14 protein-coding genes are annotated in these 18,673 nt (G+C 62.7%); 1 reads left to right on the forward strand and 13 read right to left on the reverse strand.

All coding sequences use genetic code 11. The features are described 5' to 3' along the window. Positions 1–10: 10 nt before the first annotated feature. The 4 genes from QYQ99_RS05270 to QYQ99_RS05285 form a co-directional block, all read right to left on the reverse strand. Positions 11–1,717: a GMC family oxidoreductase gene (locus QYQ99_RS05270; protein WP_302091732.1), complete on the reverse strand. Its 1,707-nt coding sequence runs from the start codon at positions 1,715–1,717 to the stop codon at positions 11–13. A gap of 88 nt (positions 1,718–1,805) precedes the next feature. Next, positions 1,806–3,977, reverse strand: coding sequence for a 3-hydroxyacyl-CoA dehydrogenase NAD-binding domain-containing protein (locus QYQ99_RS05275; protein ID WP_302091733.1), 2,172 nt, complete (start codon positions 3,975–3,977; stop codon positions 1,806–1,808). 17 nt (positions 3,978–3,994) lie between these two features. Next, on the reverse strand, positions 3,995–5,200 hold the full coding sequence (locus tag QYQ99_RS05280; RefSeq protein ID WP_302091734.1) for an acetyl-CoA C-acetyltransferase: 1,206 nt from the start codon (positions 5,198–5,200) through the stop codon (positions 3,995–3,997). 83 nt (positions 5,201–5,283) lie between these two features. After that, on the reverse strand, positions 5,284–6,258 hold the full coding sequence (locus QYQ99_RS05285) for an SDR family NAD(P)-dependent oxidoreductase (protein ID WP_302091735.1): 975 nt from the start codon (positions 6,256–6,258) through the stop codon (positions 5,284–5,286). Between the two features lie 182 nt (positions 6,259–6,440). Between QYQ99_RS05285 and QYQ99_RS05290 the strand changes: the two genes are divergently transcribed. Beyond that, entirely contained in the window at positions 6,441–7,574 is a 1,134-nt protein-coding gene (locus QYQ99_RS05290) for a CaiB/BaiF CoA transferase family protein (protein WP_302093117.1), read from the forward strand. Between the two features lie 140 nt (positions 7,575–7,714). Here QYQ99_RS05290 and QYQ99_RS05295 read toward each other — a convergent pair whose 3' ends face one another. The 9 genes from QYQ99_RS05295 to QYQ99_RS05335 all read right to left on the reverse strand — a co-directional run bounded on the left by QYQ99_RS05295 (position 7,715) and on the right by QYQ99_RS05335 (position 18,635). Beyond that, positions 7,715–9,166, reverse strand: coding sequence for a sensor domain-containing diguanylate cyclase (locus QYQ99_RS05295; protein ID WP_302093118.1), 1,452 nt, complete (start codon positions 9,164–9,166; stop codon positions 7,715–7,717). A gap of 470 nt (positions 9,167–9,636) precedes the next feature. After that, positions 9,637–10,884: a LuxR C-terminal-related transcriptional regulator gene (locus QYQ99_RS05300; protein WP_302091736.1), complete on the reverse strand. Its 1,248-nt coding sequence runs from the start codon at positions 10,882–10,884 to the stop codon at positions 9,637–9,639. 41 nt (positions 10,885–10,925) lie between these two features. Then, positions 10,926–12,128, reverse strand: a complete 1,203-nt coding sequence (locus QYQ99_RS05305) for an acetyl-CoA C-acyltransferase (RefSeq protein ID WP_302091737.1) — start codon at positions 12,126–12,128, stop codon at positions 10,926–10,928. Positions 12,129–12,264: 136 nt separating this feature from the next. Next, positions 12,265–12,750 (reverse strand): MaoC family dehydratase, encoded by a 486-nt coding sequence (locus tag QYQ99_RS05310; protein ID WP_302091738.1) that lies wholly within the window; start codon positions 12,748–12,750, stop codon positions 12,265–12,267. Between the two features lie 2 nt (positions 12,751–12,752). Continuing rightward, positions 12,753–13,538 (reverse strand): SDR family oxidoreductase, encoded by a 786-nt coding sequence (locus QYQ99_RS05315; protein ID WP_302091739.1) that lies wholly within the window; start codon positions 13,536–13,538, stop codon positions 12,753–12,755. Positions 13,539–13,755: 217 nt separating this feature from the next. Further along, complete coding sequence (locus QYQ99_RS05320; RefSeq protein ID WP_302091740.1) at positions 13,756–14,934, reverse strand: acyl-CoA dehydrogenase family protein; 1,179 nt, start codon at positions 14,932–14,934, stop codon at positions 13,756–13,758. Continuing rightward, a complete protein-coding gene (locus QYQ99_RS05325) occupies positions 14,931–16,040 on the reverse strand; it encodes an acyl-CoA dehydrogenase family protein (protein WP_302091741.1) in 1,110 nt (369 codons plus the stop codon). The genes QYQ99_RS05320 and QYQ99_RS05325 overlap by 4 nt, the downstream gene beginning before the upstream one ends. A gap of 99 nt (positions 16,041–16,139) precedes the next feature. Next, positions 16,140–17,015: an SDR family oxidoreductase gene (locus tag QYQ99_RS05330; RefSeq protein ID WP_302091742.1), complete on the reverse strand. Its 876-nt coding sequence runs from the start codon at positions 17,013–17,015 to the stop codon at positions 16,140–16,142. A gap of 57 nt (positions 17,016–17,072) precedes the next feature. Beyond that, the gene (locus tag QYQ99_RS05335; protein ID WP_302091743.1) at positions 17,073–18,635 is read right to left on the reverse strand and encodes an amidase; all 1,563 of its coding nucleotides are present in this window, start codon (positions 18,633–18,635) and stop codon (positions 17,073–17,075) included. Positions 18,636–18,673 lie beyond the last annotated feature (38 nt).

Genomic DNA, 18,673 nt, shown 5'->3' on the forward strand with positions numbered 1-18,673 from the left:
CTTCCAACGCTCAAACCACGGCGGCGGCGGCTGCGACATCCGGTAGCACCGCAGCCACACTCCACTGCCTTGCAGCGGGCGGCGCCAGGCCCAGCACCAGATCTGCGCCCTTGTCGCCAATCACCACCGATGCAGCATTCGTGTTGCCCGACACCAGATGCGGCATGACCGAGGCATCGATCACACGCAGCCCCTGCACGCCCTTGACCCGCAGGTCTGGCGTGACCACGCTTCGCGGATCGGCGGCATGGCCCATGCGGCAGCTGCCGCTGGCGTGGTGGCCCGAGCCCATGTACATGGAGATCCAGTCCAGCAGCTCCTCATCGCTTTGCAGGCCAGGTGCCGGGCGCGTCTGCGTTTCGATCAGACCGGCCAGCGCGCTCTGGCGGGCAATCGTGCTGGCCATGCGTACTCCATGGAGCAACGCCTTGCGGTCACGCTCGTCATGCAGAAAGTTCATGCGAATGCTGGCCAGTTCCTCGGGATGGCGGCTTCTGAGCCTGAGCTGGCCGCGTGAATAGGGCCGCACCTGATAGGGTGCCATCGTCATGCCGGGGAAGGCTTCGGTGCGGTAGTTCCTGCCGCCCCGCATATAGCCCTCGATATCGCCGGTCACGGGCAGGCCGTGAATCTGGATGTCGTTGTAGGGCAGGCTCGCATCGCTGCTGAACCAGGCGGCAAACTCCGAGGCCGGCATGGCCATCGCGCCCTGCCTGGTCAGCAGGTACTGAATGAGCGAAGCGCCAATACCCAGGCCGCGCAGCGAGCGGTTGAGGCTGGGCGTGCCGGCCTTCATGCGCCAGGACATGGGGACAATCGCATGGTCCTGCAGATTGGCGCCCACTCCGGGCAGATCCACCTTGACCTCGATCCCCATCTCCTGCAGGTGCGCTGCCGGGCCGATGCCCGAAAGCATCAGCAACTGGGGCGACTGCAGGGCCCCTGCACACAGCAGCACTTCCTTGCCTGCACAGGCTGAGTGGCTTGCACCGGCTTGGTCCTTCCAGTGCACTGTGCTGGCGCGCAGCCCGTCCAGACCTATGCGGGTGACCAGCACCTGCATGCGCACATCCAGATTGCGCCGCAGCATGGCGGGCTCGATGGCGTTCCTGGCCACCGACGAGCGCTGACCATTCTTGAGATTGACCTGAAACAGCCCTGCCCCGTCGGGGTGGCCGTTGTTGAAATCCTTGCAGGCGGGCATGCCGGCTTGAATGGCAGCCTGCACCATGGCCAGCGATACCGGATGTGGGTTGTGCAGATTGTTGGCCGTCAGTGGCCCGCCGCGCCCGTGCCAGGGCCGGGTGAATTCCTGTTCGCTGCGCTGCTGATCTTCGGTGCGCACAAAGTAGGGCAGCAACTCGTCATAGCTCCAGCCCTTGGCCCCTTGCTCAGCCCAGCTGTCGAAGTCCGCCCGATCGCCGCGCACATAGATCATGCCGTTGATGGAGGATGAGCCCCCCAGGCGCTTGCCTCGCGGCAGGCTGATGCGGCGCTTGGCGGCGTACTGCTCGGGCTCTGTTTCGTGCCCCCAGGAATACCGGGGACTGTTGATCATCTGGCCCCAGCCCGAAGGCATGGAAACCAGCAAATCCTTGTGGCTCGCGCCGCCTTCGAGCAGCAGGACCTTGTGCTGTCGGTTCTCGCTCAGCCGCGCAGCCAGTGTGCCGCCCGCCGAGCCCGCGCCTATGACGATGTAATCGAAGACTTCATCCATGGCTTGTCTCCATTGATGTATTTATCGGATGAGTGTCTGCACCTGGGGCGAGCCCTGGCCCGCCCCTTGCGGCACGTTGGTGCTCTTGTCAGGCTCTTGCGCTCTTGCCGTAGAAGGTCTGCCCCCTGGCCGCCATATCGCGCAGCAGCTGCGGCGGGCGCAGTTGCTCGCCGAACAGATCGGCCAGACGGTCGGCCTCGGCCACGAACTGCGGCAGACCTATGCCGTCGATAAAGCAGAACGGGCCGCCTGTGTAGGCCGGAAAGCCCACGCCCAGAATCGAGCCGATGTCGCCGTCGGCCGGTGCCAGCAGCACGCCCTCCTCCATGGCACGCGCCCCTTCGACGGCCTGCACATAGAGAATGCGCTGCTTGAGGTCGTGCGCGCTGGGCTGCAGGGCTTTGAGCGGGTAATGCCCGGCCAGGCCCGGCCAGATGCGCTTGCCGCTGCCACCCTCACTGGGGTCGTAGTCATAGAAGCCCTTGCCCACCTTGCGGCCCAGGCGGCCCAGCTCGAACAGCTTGCCGATTACCGGCACGGAGCGACCGGGCCGGTACTCCTCTGGGAACTCCTTGGCCTGGGATTCGCCCGCATGCTTGGACAGATCAATCGACAGCTCATCGGTAATCGCCAGCGGCCCCACGGGCATGCCCGCATGTTTTGCACAGTTCTCTATCAATGCAGGGGCAATGCCTTCGGCCACCATGCCGATGGCGTCATCCACAAACGCGCCGATGAAGCGGCTGGTGAAAAAGCCGCACTTGTCGTTGACGACAATGGGCGTCTTTTTGAGCTGAGCCACGAAGTCCAGGGCCTGCGCCAGCGTGGCATCCGATGTCTGCTTGCCGCGAATGACTTCCACCAGCGGCATCTTGTCGGCCGGCGAGAAGAAATGCAGACCGATGAAGCGATCGGGCCTGTCGCTCGCCTGCGCCAGCAGGCTGATGGGCAGGGCCGAGGTATTGCTGGCCAGCACGCAGCCAGGCGGCAGCACGGCGTCCAGCTTGCGGGTCACTTCGGCCTTGACGGCACGGTCTTCGAACACGGCTTCGACCACCATATCGGCATCGCGCAGCAGCTCGTAGTCGGTGCCGGGCATAATGCGCGCCAAAATGGCATCGGCCTTCTCACGCGTCTGGCGGCCCTTGTCCACCTGTTTGGCCAGCACCTTCTCGGAGTAGCGCTTTCCCTTGTCCGCAGCGGCCTGATCCCGGTCTATCAGCACCACCTGGATACCGCGCTGGGCTGCCACCAAGGCAATGCCCGCGCCCATCATGCCTGCGCCAATCAGACCCAGCTTGCGGCATTTGAAGGGCTCGAAGCCTGCAGGACGGTGCATGCCTTTTTCGGCCTTGGTCTTGTTGACGAAGAGCGTACGGATCATGCCGCGCGCCACGGGGCTGCGCGACAGCGTGGCCATGTACTTGCTCTCGATGCGCAGGCCCTTGTCGATGGGCAGCTGGCAGCCTTCGTAGATGCAGCTTTGAATGCACAGCGGCGCCGGCATATTGTGAAAGGTCTTGGCCTGCAGCAGGGTGTTGCCCACCACGAAAGCCGGGGCCACGCGCGCATCCAGCGGGCCGCCGCCGGGAATGCGAAAGCCTTTCACATCCCAGGGCTGCACCGCCGTGGGACTGGCCAGCAGCCAGGCCTTGGCAGCGCCCAGCAACTGCTCGGGAGCCACCACCTCGTCCACCAGACCCGCTTCCCTGGCCTTCACGGCCTGCAGCTGCTTGCCTTCCATCAGAAAAGGCATGGCGGCCAGAATGCCGATCATGCGCGGCAGGCGCTGGGTGCCGCCGGCGCCGGGCAGCAAGCCCACTTGCGCCTCGGGCAGGCCGAGCATGACCGTGGGGGCATCGGCGGCAATGCGGTGGTGGCAGGCCAGGCAGATTTCATAGCCGCCTCCCAATGCCATTCCGTTGATGGCCGCCACCAGCGGCTTGCCCAGGCTCTCCAGTTTGCGCAGCAGCCTGGACAGCGATGCGCAGGAGGCGAACAGCTCCTGGATGGGCATGTCCGCCATGGCGTCGATATTGGCCTCCATGCCCATCAGGTCGGCCCCCGCGACAAAGCTGTCCTTGCCCGAGGTGATGATGCCGCCGCGCACCCGGTCGTCGCCTTGCATGCGTTCAATACAGGCCTGCAGGCTGTCCATGAAGGCCTGGTCGATCACATTCATGGTCTTGCCGGGGTAATCCAGCGTCAGCGTGGCAATGCCATCCTCATCGACGGCGTAGCGAATGATTTCTGTTGTCATGACTTGTGCTCCCTCATTCACACGCGTTCGATGATCATGGCCGAGCCCATGCCCGCCGCAACGCACAGGCTGATCAGCGCCGTGCGCTTGCCGGTGCGCTCCAGCTCGTCCAGCACCGTGCCCAGAATCATGGCGCCCGTCGCACCCAGCGGGTGGCCCATGGCAATCGCTCCGCCGTTGACGTTCATGCGCTCATGGGGAATGTCCAGCTCCTCCATCATGGTCAGCACCACCGTGGCAAAGGCCTCGTTGAGCTCCCACAGATCGATGTCGGAAGCCTGCATCCGCGCCCGGGCCAAGGCCTTGCGTGCGGCAAGGGCCGGGCCGTCCAGCATCAAGGTCGGCTCGGAGCCGATGCTGGCAAAGGCGCGGATGCGGGCCCTGGGCTTCAGGCCCTGCCTGGCACCAGCCTCGGCCGTGCCTATCAGCACGGCAGCCGCACCGTCGACAATGCCCGAGCTGTTGCCGGCATGGTGATGATGGTGAATCTGCTCGACCTGCGGATAGCGCTGCAGCGCCACGCTGTCGTAGCCGTATTTCTGGCCCATCTCGGTGAACGCTGGCTTGAGTGTCGCCAGCGACTCCACCGAGGTCCCGGCACGAATGGTCTCGTCCTTTTCCAGCAGCGTCATGCCCAGGAAGTCCTTGACAGGCACGACAGACCTGTCGAAGCGACCTTCAGCCCAGGCCGTGGCCGCACGACGATGGCTTTCAGCCGAGTACGCGTCCAGATCACGGCGGCTGTGGCCACGCAGCGATGCCAGCAGATCGGCCGAGATGCCCTGCATCACGAAATAGGTCTTGCTGGCCAGCTGCGGGTCCTGGGCCCAGGCACCACCGTCCGAGCCCATGGGCACTCGGGACATCATCTCCACGCCGGCACCGATGGCCATATCGGCCTGGCCCGCCATCACCTTGGCCGCGGCAAAGCTCACCGCCTCCAGGCCCGAGCCGCAGTAGCGATTGAGCTGCACGCCGGCCACGCTTTGCGCATAGTCGGCCTGCAGCACCGCCATGCGGCCCACATTGCCGCCCTGCTCGCCCACGGGCACCACACAGCCCATGACCACATCGTCCACCACCGCCGTATCGAGCCGATTGCGCTCACGCAGCGCCACCAGCGGCTGCGCTGCCAGCCAGACCGGCGTCACCTCATGCAGCGCTCCATCCGGCTTGCCCTTGCCTCGGGGGGTACGGACATGGTCGAAGATCAATGCCTCCATCTGCTTTCCTCACATCACCAGGTTGTTATCGAGTTCTTTTTCAGATTGCCATACGGCTTTTGCTCCAACCTACCTGATTCAGACTAGGGGCAGACTATGAGAAAAACCGGCCGCAACCGCCCCTGGCGGCACATGGCTTGCCTCTGCGGACGCGAAAGCCGGTTTGGGCCGCGACAATGCCCCCAGCGGGGGCTTTGCCGCCCTCGGTGCCACAGCTCGCGGTCTCTTGAGTGACAAAAAAGCCTTCCGGCTTTCACCACCGCAAGGCTGTCGGGCGGGGCTGTCGGGCAAGGCTGGCGGGCTCTGGCCACCAGACCACCGCCGTTGACCGGCAGCACCCGGCCGTTGACCCATTGCCCTTCGGTCGATGCCAGATAGCTCACGGCCGCACCCACATCCTGGGGCGATCCGGCCCGGCCCACGGAAGTGCCTTTTCTGGCGATCTTCTGCGAGCCTTCCCAGTTGTTCATGGTGCCCAGCGACACAGCGTTGGCCGTCACGCCGTGCGGGCCCACTTCGCCCGAGAGATTGCGGATGAAGCCAACCGCTGCCGCCTTGGCCGCGCCATAGGCACATAGACCCATGCCCGTGGCCGTGCGCGCTGCATCGGAGTTGATGGCCACGATGCGCCCCCAGCCCTTTTGCTGCATGGCGGGCAGCAGCGCCTGGCAGGCATGCATCAGCCCGTGCAGATTGAGCTGCAGCCAGGCGTTCCACTCGGACTCGGACTCGGACTCGGGCGACTGCAGAAACGGTGTATAGCCCCAGCCCTGGGCCGGAATGCCGGCGTTGTGCACAAAGATATCGACCACGCCAAGCTCGGCCTGGATGCGCTCGACCATGGCAAAGATGGCGGCGCGGTCCGTCAGATCCGCCGCCTGGGCCGATGCCTTCAATCCCGCTTCGCGCAGTTGACGTGCAGCACTCTCGGCGCGGCTCTGATGAAAGTCGTTCACCACCACATGCGCGCCCTGCACGGCAAGCGCCTGCGCGATACCGAACCCCATGCCGCGCCCGCCGCCGCTGACCAGCGCCACTTTCCCGTCCAGCCTGAACATGTCTTGCACTCCTTTTATATGGAATGCCTCGTGCTGGCCCGGCTTGCACCCCGGACATACTCCAAACGGACGGGTCCAAAACCGGCAGGATCCACAAGATGGAAAAGTCAGACACCCAACAGGAGACCGACTTGAGCACAGAAAACCCGTCCCAGAACCAGAACCTGGGGCCTTTGAGCGGAATGCGCGTCCTCGAATTTGCAGGCATAGGCCCTGCCCCCTTTGCCGGCATGATGCTGGCCGACATGGGCGCCGACGTGATTCTCATTGAGCGCAGCGCCGACCATGCGGCGGCATCCCGCTACCCGCGCATGGCGCAGAACCGGGGCAAGAAGTCCATCGCGCTGGACCTCAAGTCCGAGGCCGGACGCGCCGCCGCATGGAAGCTGATCGAGTCTGCCGATGCACTCATCGAAGGCTTCAGGCCCGGCGTGATGGAGCGCCTGGGCTTCAGCCCCGAGGAAGTAGCCCGCCGCGCGCCCCGGCTGGTCTTTGGCCGTGTCACCGGCTGGGGCCAGACCGGCCCGCTGTCCCAGGCCGCCGGTCATGACATCAACTATGTGGCGCTGACGGGCGTGATGTCCACCTCCATGCGTCCCGGACAGGCTCCCGTGCTGCCACCGACCATCGTGGGCGATATGGCGGGCGGAGCCATGTTCCTGCTGTTCGGCATCATGTGCGCCATGCACGAGGCGCGAAAGTCCGGCAGGGGTCAGGTGGTGGACGCGGCCATGATCGACGGAGTGACCGCCATGAGTGGCCTGATGCACCAGATGCGCGGCGCCATGGGCTACTGGAAGGACGATCCCGCGCAGAATCACTTTCTCAACACCTCACCCTTCTATGAAGTGTTCGAGTGCGCAGATGGCAAGCACATCACCCTGGGCGCCATCGAGCCGCAGTTCTATGCCTTGCAGCTGCAAAAGCTGGGCCTGACCGATGTCGATCCCAAGCGCCAGTACCAAAGCTGCGACTGGCCCGAAGTCAAGGCCCGCGTGGCAGCAATCGTGTGCAGGAAGACGCAGGCACAGTGGTGCGAAGAGCTCGAAGGCAGCGATGTCTGCTTTGCCCCGGTACTGAGTCTGGCTGAGGCACCCGCTCACCCGCACAACGCCCAGCGCAATCTGTTCATCGATCTGGAAGTGGACGGCAGCACCCAGCGCCAGCCCTCACCGGCTCCACGCTTTTCACGCACCCCCACGCGCAGCCCCACACCGGGAACCAGGATCGGGCAGGACACCGATGCCGTGCTCGCATCCCTGGGCTATGCCAGGGCAGATATTGCAGCGCTGCGCGATAGCGGGGCCTGCGCCTGAACCCCGGCGCAGAACATGCGCTATATAAAATATAGCCTCTACCGCCTTTGCTTATTGAATTTCAGATACTTTTGATATCGAAACTCATATAAATCATACGGTACTAGCTATCATTAATTATCAGTCTGCGGGGCACGCCACTATGCTGCGGGCATGCTGGAGAGAGTGACCTTGTTGCGCCCGGTCATCTTGGCGCCATACAGCGCCTTGTCGGCCGCACGCAGCACCTCCTGCATGTCCAGATCCTTGCCCGGCACCCAGGCCGCACAGCCAATGCTGACCGTGATGCAGCCGAACTCGCTTCCGGTGTGCGCAATCGCAAGTTCAAAGACCGCCTCCCGGATGTTCTCCGCAATCAGCGCACCTCCATCCAGGGTCGTGTCCGGCAGCACCACGATGAATTCCTCCCCCCCATAGCGGGCCGCACTGTCCTCGGGGCGTCGGATATTGTTGGCAATGCATCTGGCCACGGTAGCCAGAACCGCATCCCCGGCCTGATGCCCGTAGGTGTCGTTGTAGGCCTTGAACCAGTCGATATCCACGAACAGCAGCGAGAAGGCGCTGTGACTTCTTTTGGCCCTGTGCCACTCGTACTCGATGATCTCGTCGAGCTTGCGGCGGTTGTTCAGGCCGGTCAGGCCATCGGTACGCGCCAGCAGCGCCAGTTCGGACTCTGCGCGCATGCGGCGCTTGAGTTGCACTCCGAACGCGAAGGACAGGCCGATGAAAGCCATGGTGAGCGCTCCCATGACCGAGGTAATCAGCAAGGCTCTCTGTCGCCAGACCGCGTAAATATCGGAATGCGCCTTGGCCACCATGATGATGAATGGCAAGCTGGGCAGATTCTTGAAGTAATACGCCCGCTGGGTGCCATCAAGGTAAGAGGTATCCGAAAAGCTTCCTTCGGGTGCCGACATGAACTGCTGGAACGTGCTTGCATTGCGGATATTGCGCCCGATGACTTTTGCATCGAAGGGCTGCCGCATCATCATGGCGCCATCTTTCCTTATCAAGGCCAGCGATCCGTGTTTGCCCAGCGAAAGCGCAGAAAACAGTTTCTGAAAGTACTCCAGCTGAACATCAATCAGCACAATGCCGGCGAAAGAGCCGTCCGCATGGGAAATCCGACGGCTCAGAGGAATGCTCAGGGAGCCGCCATGCAGCATGGATGAATAAGGGTCTCCCACGTAGAGCCCGATGCTTGGGCTTTCTTTGTGCACCTTGAAAAAGTCATAATCCGAGTAATGCCCGTTCGCCGAATTCTCGGCCGCTGCATTGAGGGCAATTTTTCCGTCTGCGTCAAGAACCAGGATGGATCCCAGATAGCTCGCAGTTGCGGCCTTGTCGAACAAGGCCGCATTACGCACATGCGGCGAAGCGGCCATCACTTCGGAATCGTTGAGTCCATCGACCACGGCTTGCAACGACAGTGCATAGAGCTCGAAGTTCCGCACCACATCATTTTCAGCAAGAAGCGCCACATTGCGCGATGTCTCTATCGCATGCTCCATTGCATCCAGTCGACTCTGATAGAGGACTACGGTACAGATCGCTGTCATCGACAGCGCAATAATTCCTCCCACCACGAGCATTGCATAGGGCACACGAGAAATGAAGTTGAAGTGATCAAAAGCAGGCTTGCGAAATAGTTTCATGTCGTTGCTTTATTTGAGCGAGCCGGTCACATTTCTTCCGTTTAGCCAGGCAGGTGCTTTCTTCCGTAGGAACACCGAATACTCCCCCCGCGCCCCGTCATTCTGCCTTGGATTCTCCAGTGAGGGTCGGGGGTAATCTTGCTGTGGCTGGCTGGAATTCGCGCCGCGACCGCCAGCTTGTTTTCAAACGATTGAACTTGCGTGGATGGAATATGCGAGAAGCAAGCCAGCGAGACAACAGGACCATCCTGCACGGACAAGCTGCACGCAAGCAGCCTGAACCAGGCCTCCCATCGACCTGCTGCGCGAGGTGTTTTTGCACGGTCATGATTGAAGGCAGACTGCCCGGCTCTGCTCCAAATGCAAAAAACGGGCCGAAGCCCGCTTTTTATCTCCACCAACCGCCTTCACTTGTTGCCCAGCCAGGCCACGCTGTTGAGGAAGATGCGCACCAGCTCGGTCTGGCGGCGCACTCCTGTCTTGGAGAAGATGGAGCGCAGATGGGCTCGCGCCGTATTGCGGCGGATATTGAGCGCTTCGGCGGCCTCCTCCAGCGACAGGCCGTTGGCCAGCTGGATGGCCAGCGAGGTCTCGGCCGGCGTCAGCTGGAACAGCTGCTGAGCCAGCTTCAGGGGTGGGTCGGCCTTGCCGCCGGTGTCGCGTACAAAGACGGCGACACTGGGGCGCTGCTTGCCCTCGGTCCACTCGTCGGGCGAGATGCTTTGCACCACCACGCCCCAGTTGAGCTGGCCGGACTGGCGGCTGACCGACATGCCTTCGGTCATCGACAGGCGCGAGACCTGGGTATGCATGAGCGCATCCTTGATCAGGCGCTGCAGCTTGCGGTTGTCGTTGGCGTAGTTGGCCTCCAGCATGCCGCCGGAGATCTTCAGGCCGTCCTGCATGTCCAGGATGCTGGCCGCAGCGGGATTGCACTCCAGCACATTGCCGTTCTGATCGAGGATGACCACCCCCACCATCAGCTGGGCCGTGGCCTTGCTGTAGAGGGAGATGACCTGACGGTCCTGGTTCACCGACAGATGCAGATTCAGCGCACGCTTGATGTGAGGCAGCATCATGGAGCCGAAGGCACGCTCCTGCTTGTTGAAGGCCGGAGCCCCTTCGGGCCGCGTGATGCGCAGACCGTAGACGCAGCGGTCCTTGGTGACGATGTCGGCAGCCATCACGTGAAACACCTGCAGTTGCTTGCACCAGTCGTTGTAGTAGCTTGAAGCGCGCCACTCGGACTCGGGCATCACATCCCCCACCGTCACGATGCGGTCGGTAGGCATGCTGCGAAACGGGCTCATGCTGATCTTGGGACAGTTCGGCATCAGATCGCGGCGGTCGCCTGCGGCCGAGACGATCAGCCCCACATCGTCGGCGGAGCCGGGGCGCACTATGAGCGAAGCGTAATTGCCGCCCAGTTGCAGACGCAGGGTCTCCAGAAAAGGCTTCCAGCCTTCTGGGTCCATGGCAGCTTCATAGAGCTGACTGATCAGCGAGCTGAACTGCTCGGCACTCACGAAGGGCGCATCGGCCGATGCGCGCACGGGGGCCGGGGTGTCGAATATGGGCACATCCTTGATCACGCAAGCGATGGAGCTCGGCGTGTAGGTGGAAAAGCCCATCTTGGCGAAAGCGCTGTCCATCATGTTCAACTCCTTGGTTGAAGGTTGGTTGCAGACAGATCGGATCAGTTCAGCTCAAACAGGCCGGCAGCGCCCATGCCGCCGCCGATACACATGCTCACCACCACGAACCGCACGCCACGGCGACGCCCCTCCAGCAGGGCGTGACCCACCAGACGGGCGCCCGACATGCCAAAGGGGTGGCCGATGGAGATCGCGCCGCCGTTGACGTTCAGGCGCTCATCGGGAATGCCCAGCTTGTCGCGGCTGTAGATCACCTGGCAGGCAAATGCCTCGTTGATTTCCCACAGGCCGATGTCGCCAACCGTCAGCCCATGCTGCTTGAGCAGCTTGGGGATGGCATAGACGGGACCGATCCCCATTTCATCGGCACGGCAGCCTGCCACGGCCACACCGCGATAAGTGCCCAGTGCCGCAAGGCCGCGACTGTGAGCTTCATCAGCGCTCATCACCACACAGGCGCTGGCACCGTCGGACAGCTGGGAGGCATTGCCGGCCGTGATGAACTGGCCTTGCTCCACCCATTGGCCGTTCTTCCATACAGGCTTGAGCTTGGCCAGACTCTCCAGCGTGGTGTCGGCACGATTGCCCTCGTCGCGGGTCAGCGTGACTTCCTCGCTGCCGGTGACATTGCCTTCCTTGTCAAACAGCTGCTTGACCGTGGTCAGCGGCACGATTTCATCGTCGAACAGACCACGCTGCTGTGCAGCGGCCACGCGCTGCTGGCTGCGCAGCGAGTACTCGTCCTGGGCTTCACGACTGATGCCGTAGCGCTGACTGACCAGCTCGGCCGTCTCTATCATCTGGATGTAGGCTGTGGGCTCTGCGGCCAGCACCGCCTTCGACTGGGCTCGGTACGAATTCTTGTACTTGTTCTGTACCAGGGAGATGGACTCCAGGCCTCCGGCCACGGCGATATTCATCTCGCCGGTCATGACACCCTTGGCAGCCGTGGCAATGCTCATCAGGCCCGATGCACACATGCGGTCGATCACCATGCCGCCCACGGATTCCGGCAGGCCGGCGGTATAGCCGCACAGACGCCCCAGGTTGTAGCCCTGCGTGCCCTGCTGCGCGGCAATGCCCAAAATGACATCATCCACATCCGCACCAGCCACACTCACCTTGTTGAGCGCCGCGCGAATGACGTGTCCGCCCAGCACCGGAGCTTCGGTGTCGTTGAAGGCACCACGGTAAGCCTTGCCTATGGGGGTACGTGCCGTCGAAACGATGACTGCGTCTTTCATGTCTTTGTCTCCTAACTTTCTTGTCGTCGCGCCCTGGGCAGCTTTTGCTGCCGTATCGAGGTCGGCCACTCTGCTGGCGGCTCGTCCCTCCTCACAAAAAATGCAAACGTCCACCGAAGCAGGCGCTTGCACACCCTCAATTTTCCGGGATAAAGAACAGCCTGCTGATGGTTTCAACCACACAGCCGGGTTTATCCTGATTCTTGACCTGTACGGTGATCCGGATCGTGACCTGTACACCGTCTGCCCCGATCGGGGTCGCCGCCACCACCTCGCCACTGCCACGCACGAAGCTGTTCACCAGCACCGGCGCCGGAAAACGCACCTTCTCGCAGCCATAGTTGACGCCCATCTTCAGCCCCTGATAGCTGACCAGCTGAGGCAAAAACAGATTGGCCAGCGACAGCGTCAGATATCCATGGGCCACGCAGGCGCCGAACGGGCCGCTCCTGGCCTGCTCGGGGTCCACATGAATCCATTGGTGATCGCCCGTGGCATCGGCAAACTGATTGATGCGCTCCTGCGTGATCTGCACCCATTCGGTCTCGCCCAGCTGACGTCCCACCGATGCCTGCACCGAGGCTGCCGAGTCAAACAGCATCTTGTCTGCGACTGCATTCATGCTCAGGCCCTCTGCGAGCTGACGGACACCACTTCACCCGTCATGTACGAGGAGTAGTCGCTGGCCAGGAAGATCATCACGTTGGCCACTTCCCAGGGCTCGGCACCACGGCCGAAGGCTTCCTTCTCGGACAGCTTGGCCAGCAGCTCTTCAGAGGCGGACTTCTTGAGGAAGGCGTGAATGGCGATGGAAGGGGCCACGGCGTTGATGCGGATGCCGAATTCGGCCGCTTCCAGCGCCGAGCAGCGTGTGAGGGCCATCACGCCTGCCTTGGCGGCGGCGTAGTGCGCCTGCTCGGTCTGAGCGCGCCAGCCCAGCACCGAGGCGTTGTTGACGATCACGCCCTTGCCGCGTGGCTGCATCAGCTTGAGCGCTGCGCGCGTCATGCGGAAGGTGCCGGTCAGCGTGATGTCGATGACCTTGTTCCACTCGTCATCGCCCATGTCGACGACCTTGCAGCTGGTGCCCAGACCGGCGTTATTGATCAGCACATCGATCCCGCCCATGGCGCTGTCGGCTTCGGAGATCAGCGCCTGAACCTGTTCTTCCTTGCTCACATCGCAGAGCTTGCCAAAGACCTGGGTCAAACCCGTGTCCTTTTTGATCTGCTCCACGGCTTCGGCCAGCCGGCGCTCATGCACATCGGAGATGAACAAGGCCTTGCAGCCCTCCTCTGCTGCTCGTTTTGCAGCTGAAAAGCCGATACCGGCGCCAGCAGCAGCGGTAACGAGCACAGTTTTGCCTTTGAGCAGGCCGTGGGGAGCAACGTAGGAGGGAGCGCTAGTCATTTGTCATTCAGAAGGTAGTTACCCTGATCTTCCGGCTCCCGCTGCGCTGCAGCATCGTCACTTTGGACGATAGGTCATTCCCTAGTGTCGCTGGACCGACATTTCAAACGCAAAGACGCCGTAAACCTCCAGGGGTCAACCCTTGATTTACGGCAGCTTTACGTCAACCAATCAGAGTCATCACCCGCACAAAGACGAGCACTCCAAGCAGCTGGATTCAGCGCGGCATGCCCAGCGCACGCTCGGCCATGAGGTTCATCTGAATCTCGTTGGTGCCGGCGTAGATGGTGTCGGCGCGGCTGACCAGCCACAGTTGCTGCAGGGCAGCAAGCGCAGGCTCCTTGAGCACCAGCTCGCCCTGCTCGCCAAGCACATCCATGGCCAGCTCGCCCAGATCACGGTGCCAGTTGGACCATGCGTATTTGGAGACGGAAGCCACACGCAAGGGCGTGCTCTCATCGCTGGAGCGCAGCGCATGGGCGCGCAGAGTCTGCAGGCCCATATCGGCCTTGGCCAGGCGCTGACGGATCAGCGGGTCGCGGGCCGTGCCGTTGCGCTTGGCCAGGGCGATGATCAGGTCCAGCTCATGACGGAAATGCGCCTGCTGACCCAGCGTGGAGGCACCGCGCTCGCAGCCCAGCAGATACATGGCGACCTTCCAGCCATCGCCCACGGGACCCAGGTGCAAGGTGCCTTCGGTGCGTGCCCCGTCGAAGAAGACTTCATTGAACTCCGAGGTGCCGGTGATCTGGCGGATCGGACGCACTTCCACGCCCGGCTGCCTGATAGGCACCAGCAGCAGCACCATGCCGGCATGGCGCGCGCTGACCTCTGCCGCTGCGGCCTCATCGGTGCGAGCCAGTACAAACACCCATTCGGACTCATGGGCCCAGGAGGTCCAGACTTTCTGGCCATGGATCACCCATTCACCCGTGTCCGCATCGCGGCGGGCCCTGGTACGGATGCCGGCCAGGTCGGAGCCCGCGCCGGGCTCGGAGTAGCCCTGAGCCCAATAGTCGGTGCCGGCCAGAATGCCTGGCAGGAAGCGCAGTTTCTGCTCGGCCGTGCCAAAGGCCATCAGCGTAGGGGCCAGCAGGGTCTCGCCGATATGGCCGATACGGCCTGGGCCACCGCAGCGCACATACTCCTCGTGGAAGATGACTTGCTGGGCCAGCGGGGCGTTACGGCCGCCATACCGGGCCTCCCAGCCCAGCCCTGTCCAGCCGCCCTTGGCCAGCTCCTGCTCCCACTCCTTGGCCAGTTGCGCGTCATACCCCTCCGCACCCAGACCGCTGGCATGCTTGAGCGGGGCGAACCGCCCTGTCAGATGTTGCGCCATCCATTCACGCACTTCAGCGCGAAAGGCTTCATTGATTTCCGACTCCTGCATCTTCATGCTGCCTCCGTCACGCTCTCGTCCAACAAACGCGCAGCCACCAGCTCGCGCCACTGCTCCACCGTGCCCATGCGCTGGCTGGATGCCTGCGCGCGGCGAAAGAACAGATGCGGATCGAACTCCCAGGTAAAGCCCACGCCGCCGTGCAACTGAATGCTTTCACGCGAGGAAAAGAGAGCAGCCTCCGTCGCATCTGTGCGGGCTTGCGCTGAAAAATACGTCAGATCGCTTGCATCACCAGTGGTATCAGCTATGAAAGCTGCAGCATAGACGGCTGATCTGGCCGTCTCCACCTTCACCAAAATCTGCGCTGCACGGTGCTTGACGCCTTGGAAGCTGCCCACGGCTTTTCCAAACTGCTGACGCTCCTTGGTGTAATCCACCGCCAGATTCAGCGAGCGATCGGCCACACCCACCTGCTCGGCGGCCAAGCCAATCGCCGCCAGATTGCGGGTCTGAGCCCACAGTTTTTTGAGCGCGTCGCCATGCACCAGAACGGCAGCGCCAGTCAGGTTTACATTCACGGCAGCCACATTGGCGCTGCTGCGCGTGGCATCTACCGTCGTCAGCGCCTGCACGCTCAGGCCTTCAGCCTTGGCGGACACTTCCAGCAGGCCCAGCGACCCGCAAGGCAGCGTGGCGGGCAGCAAAAACACATCGGCGTGCGAGCCCGAGCCCACTTGATTCCACTGGCCGTTCAGCACCAGCGTATCGCCTTCAGGCGTCACCGTCGCGGCAGCAGGCAGCTCGCCGCGCACCGTCATGCCCAGCACGCAGATCTGGCCCGAGGCCGCCAGGCGCTCCACCACGGGCAAGCCCTGCTCGGTCTGACTCAGCGCCTGCCACAGTGGAGTGACGGCGACAACAGCATCAAAAAACGGCACGCAGGCCAGGTGGTAGCCCATCTGCTCTTGCAGCAGCACCAGCTCGCGCCAGCCCAGGCCCATGCCGCCTGCGGCTTCGGGCAGGGCCACTCTGCACCAGCCCATGTCCACCACTTCCTGCCACAGAGCGCGGTCCAGGCCCCCTTCTGTTTCTGAGACTTTGCGCACCTGCGCCGTGCTGCTTTTTTCCTGCAGAAACACCGCCGCGCTTTCGGCGATCATTTTTTGTTCTTGGTTCAGACTTAAATCCATGATGGCTCGCGTCCTGAGTTCTTCATCGAATGGGAAGGCCAGGCCCCACGACCCGGCTGTTTCTTTTGCTTAGGTCCCGTAGACCTTCTGAGGAGCCTTGCCCTCGGCGATCAGCCGATCGACCACACCAGACAGCTCGGCAGGCTCCCAGCGCGCCTGCTTGTCATTGACCTTGCCGGTGAACCAGCCGTCGGCCACGGACAGCTCGCCGCCCTTGGCTTCAAAGCAGCGGCCCGTCACATGCCTGGACTGGCTGCTGCCCAGCCAGACGACGATGGAGGCCACGTTCATGGGGTCCCACACATCAAAGCCGGATTCGGGCTTCTTGACCATATCGGGCATGGCGCCTTCGGTCATGGAGGTGCGAGCAGCAGGTGCCAGACAGTTGGCAGTGATGCCGTAGCGCGCCAGCTCCGCAGCCTGCACCAGAGTCAGACCGGCGATGCCGGCCTTGGCTGCGGCATAGTTGCTCTGACCGATGGAGCCTTGCAGGCCCGCGCCGGAGCTGGTGTTGATGATGCGCGCATCCACGTCCTTGCCGGCCTTCTTCTGATCGCGCCAGTAGCTGCCAAACACCTTGGCCATGCAGAAATGTCCGCGCAGATGCACGCGCATGACCATATCCCAGTCCTCTTCGGACAGGCTCAGGAACATGCGGTCACGCAGCACGCCGGCGTTGTTGACGATGACCTGCACATCGCCAAAGGCGGCCAGTGCCGCATCGAGAATCGATTGCGCTCCGGCAACGGTGGTGATGTCACCCGTGTTGGCCAGGGCCTTGCCGCCAGCGGCCCTGACTTCCTCGGCCACGGCCTGAGCGGCTTCGGCACGGATGTCGTTGATCACCACATTTGCACCCTCTTGCGCGAAGGCCAGCGCATAAGCGCGGCCCAGGCCACCGCCTGCACCGGTGATGACGACGGTTCTCTGGTTGCAAATACCCATTTCTTTCCCCTTTTGCTTGCAATGCAGACAAGCGCATGGCCGTCTGCCTTTTTGAAATTACGCTTTGAAAACCGACAGATCAGGCTGACGATGTGCCCAGGCAGCGGCTTGCTCCAGCTGCGCGGCCAGCGCCAACAGGCGCCCTTCGCGGCCAAACGGTGCAGCGAAGTGCGCGCCCACGGGCAAGTTGTCACTGGTCCAGTGCATGGGCACAGACATGGCGGGCTGGCCTGTCATATTGAAAAGCGCGGTATAGGGCGACGCCTTGACGGCTTCGCGCGCGAATGAGTCATAAGGCTGGTCCAGCGTCAGCACACCCAACAGCGGTGGCGGCACGGCCATCACGGGGGTCAGAATCAGGTCGTACTTCAGAAAGAAGCGGTCCAGAATCTGGCCGGCCGTATCGAAGTTGGTACGCGCCATCAGCATCTGCTCGGCGGTATAGGACTTGGCCTTTTCCAGATACAGCCAGTCCATCTGCTCTAGCTCATCCTGGCGCACTGCGCGACCGAGCAGCTTTTCGCGCGCACGGATGCTGGCCATCATGCCCACGGATGTCACCACGCCCAGGCCCGTGAACACCTCAGCCACAGGCAACTCCGGCATGTCTTCCACAATTTCATGTCCCAGCGCCAGGCAGGCCTTGATGGCCTTGTCCACCGCAGCCTGACAGTCCGCATGTACGGGAATGCCAAAGTAGTTTTTGGACCAGACGGCAATCCTGAGCTTCTTGGGCGGCTGCTTGAGGGCGTCCAGATAGCGGCCCTCCACGTCGCGCGGCGGCACGGTGCGCGAACCGGGCTCACGCCCCTGCGTCAGATCGAGCAGGTGAGCGCTGTCGCGCACGCTGCGACTGATGACATGGTTCATGGACAAGCCCATCCAGCCTTCCATATTGGCCGGACCGGAAGGCAGACGGCCACGGCTGGGCTTGAGGCCAAACAGGCCGCAGTGCGAAGCGGGAATGCGGATGGATCCGCCTCCATCACTGGCATGGGCCACGGGCACAATGCCTGCGGCAACCACCGAGGCCGCACCACCCGAGGAGCCGCCTGTCGTGTGGGAAGCATTCCAGGGGTTGGGCGACTTGCCGTAGAGCAAGGACTCGGTCGTGGGCGTCTGGCCGAACTCGGGCGATGCCGTCTTGCCGAAGATATTGAGACCAGCCGCCTTGTAGCGTGCCACCAGGGTGCTGTCATACTCTGCCACGGCTCCCTTGAAAAAGCGGCAGCCATTGGTAGTGACCGTTCCCTTCAGATACTGGTTCAGATCCTTGAGCAAAAAGGGCACGCCCCACATGGGCGCCCTGGCTGTGGCTTCGGCACGCGCAGCGCTGCCCAGAGCCGACATCTGCCTGGCCTGATCACGTGCCAGCTCGTAGTCCTTGATGACCACTGCATTGAGCTTGGGCAAGGCCTCGGTGCGTGCAATCGCCGCTTCCAGCGCTTCCAGCGGCGTGATATCGCCCCGGCGGATCTGTTCTGCCCAGGCGTAGCCATCCACCGCAGTCGCCTCATTTTTCTTCTGTGCGGCCATTGCCGGCATGGTCGCGGCGGCGGCTGCGGCACCTGCGCCCTGAATAAAGCCGCGACGATCCACACCTTGATTCAATGTATCCATGGTCTCCATCCTTTTGTTGTTCGGGATTCATGTTCCGA

The sequence above is a fragment of the Comamonas testosteroni genome (genome assembly GCF_030505195.1).
Taxonomy (GTDB): domain Bacteria; phylum Pseudomonadota; class Gammaproteobacteria; order Burkholderiales; family Burkholderiaceae_C; genus Comamonas; species Comamonas testosteroni_G.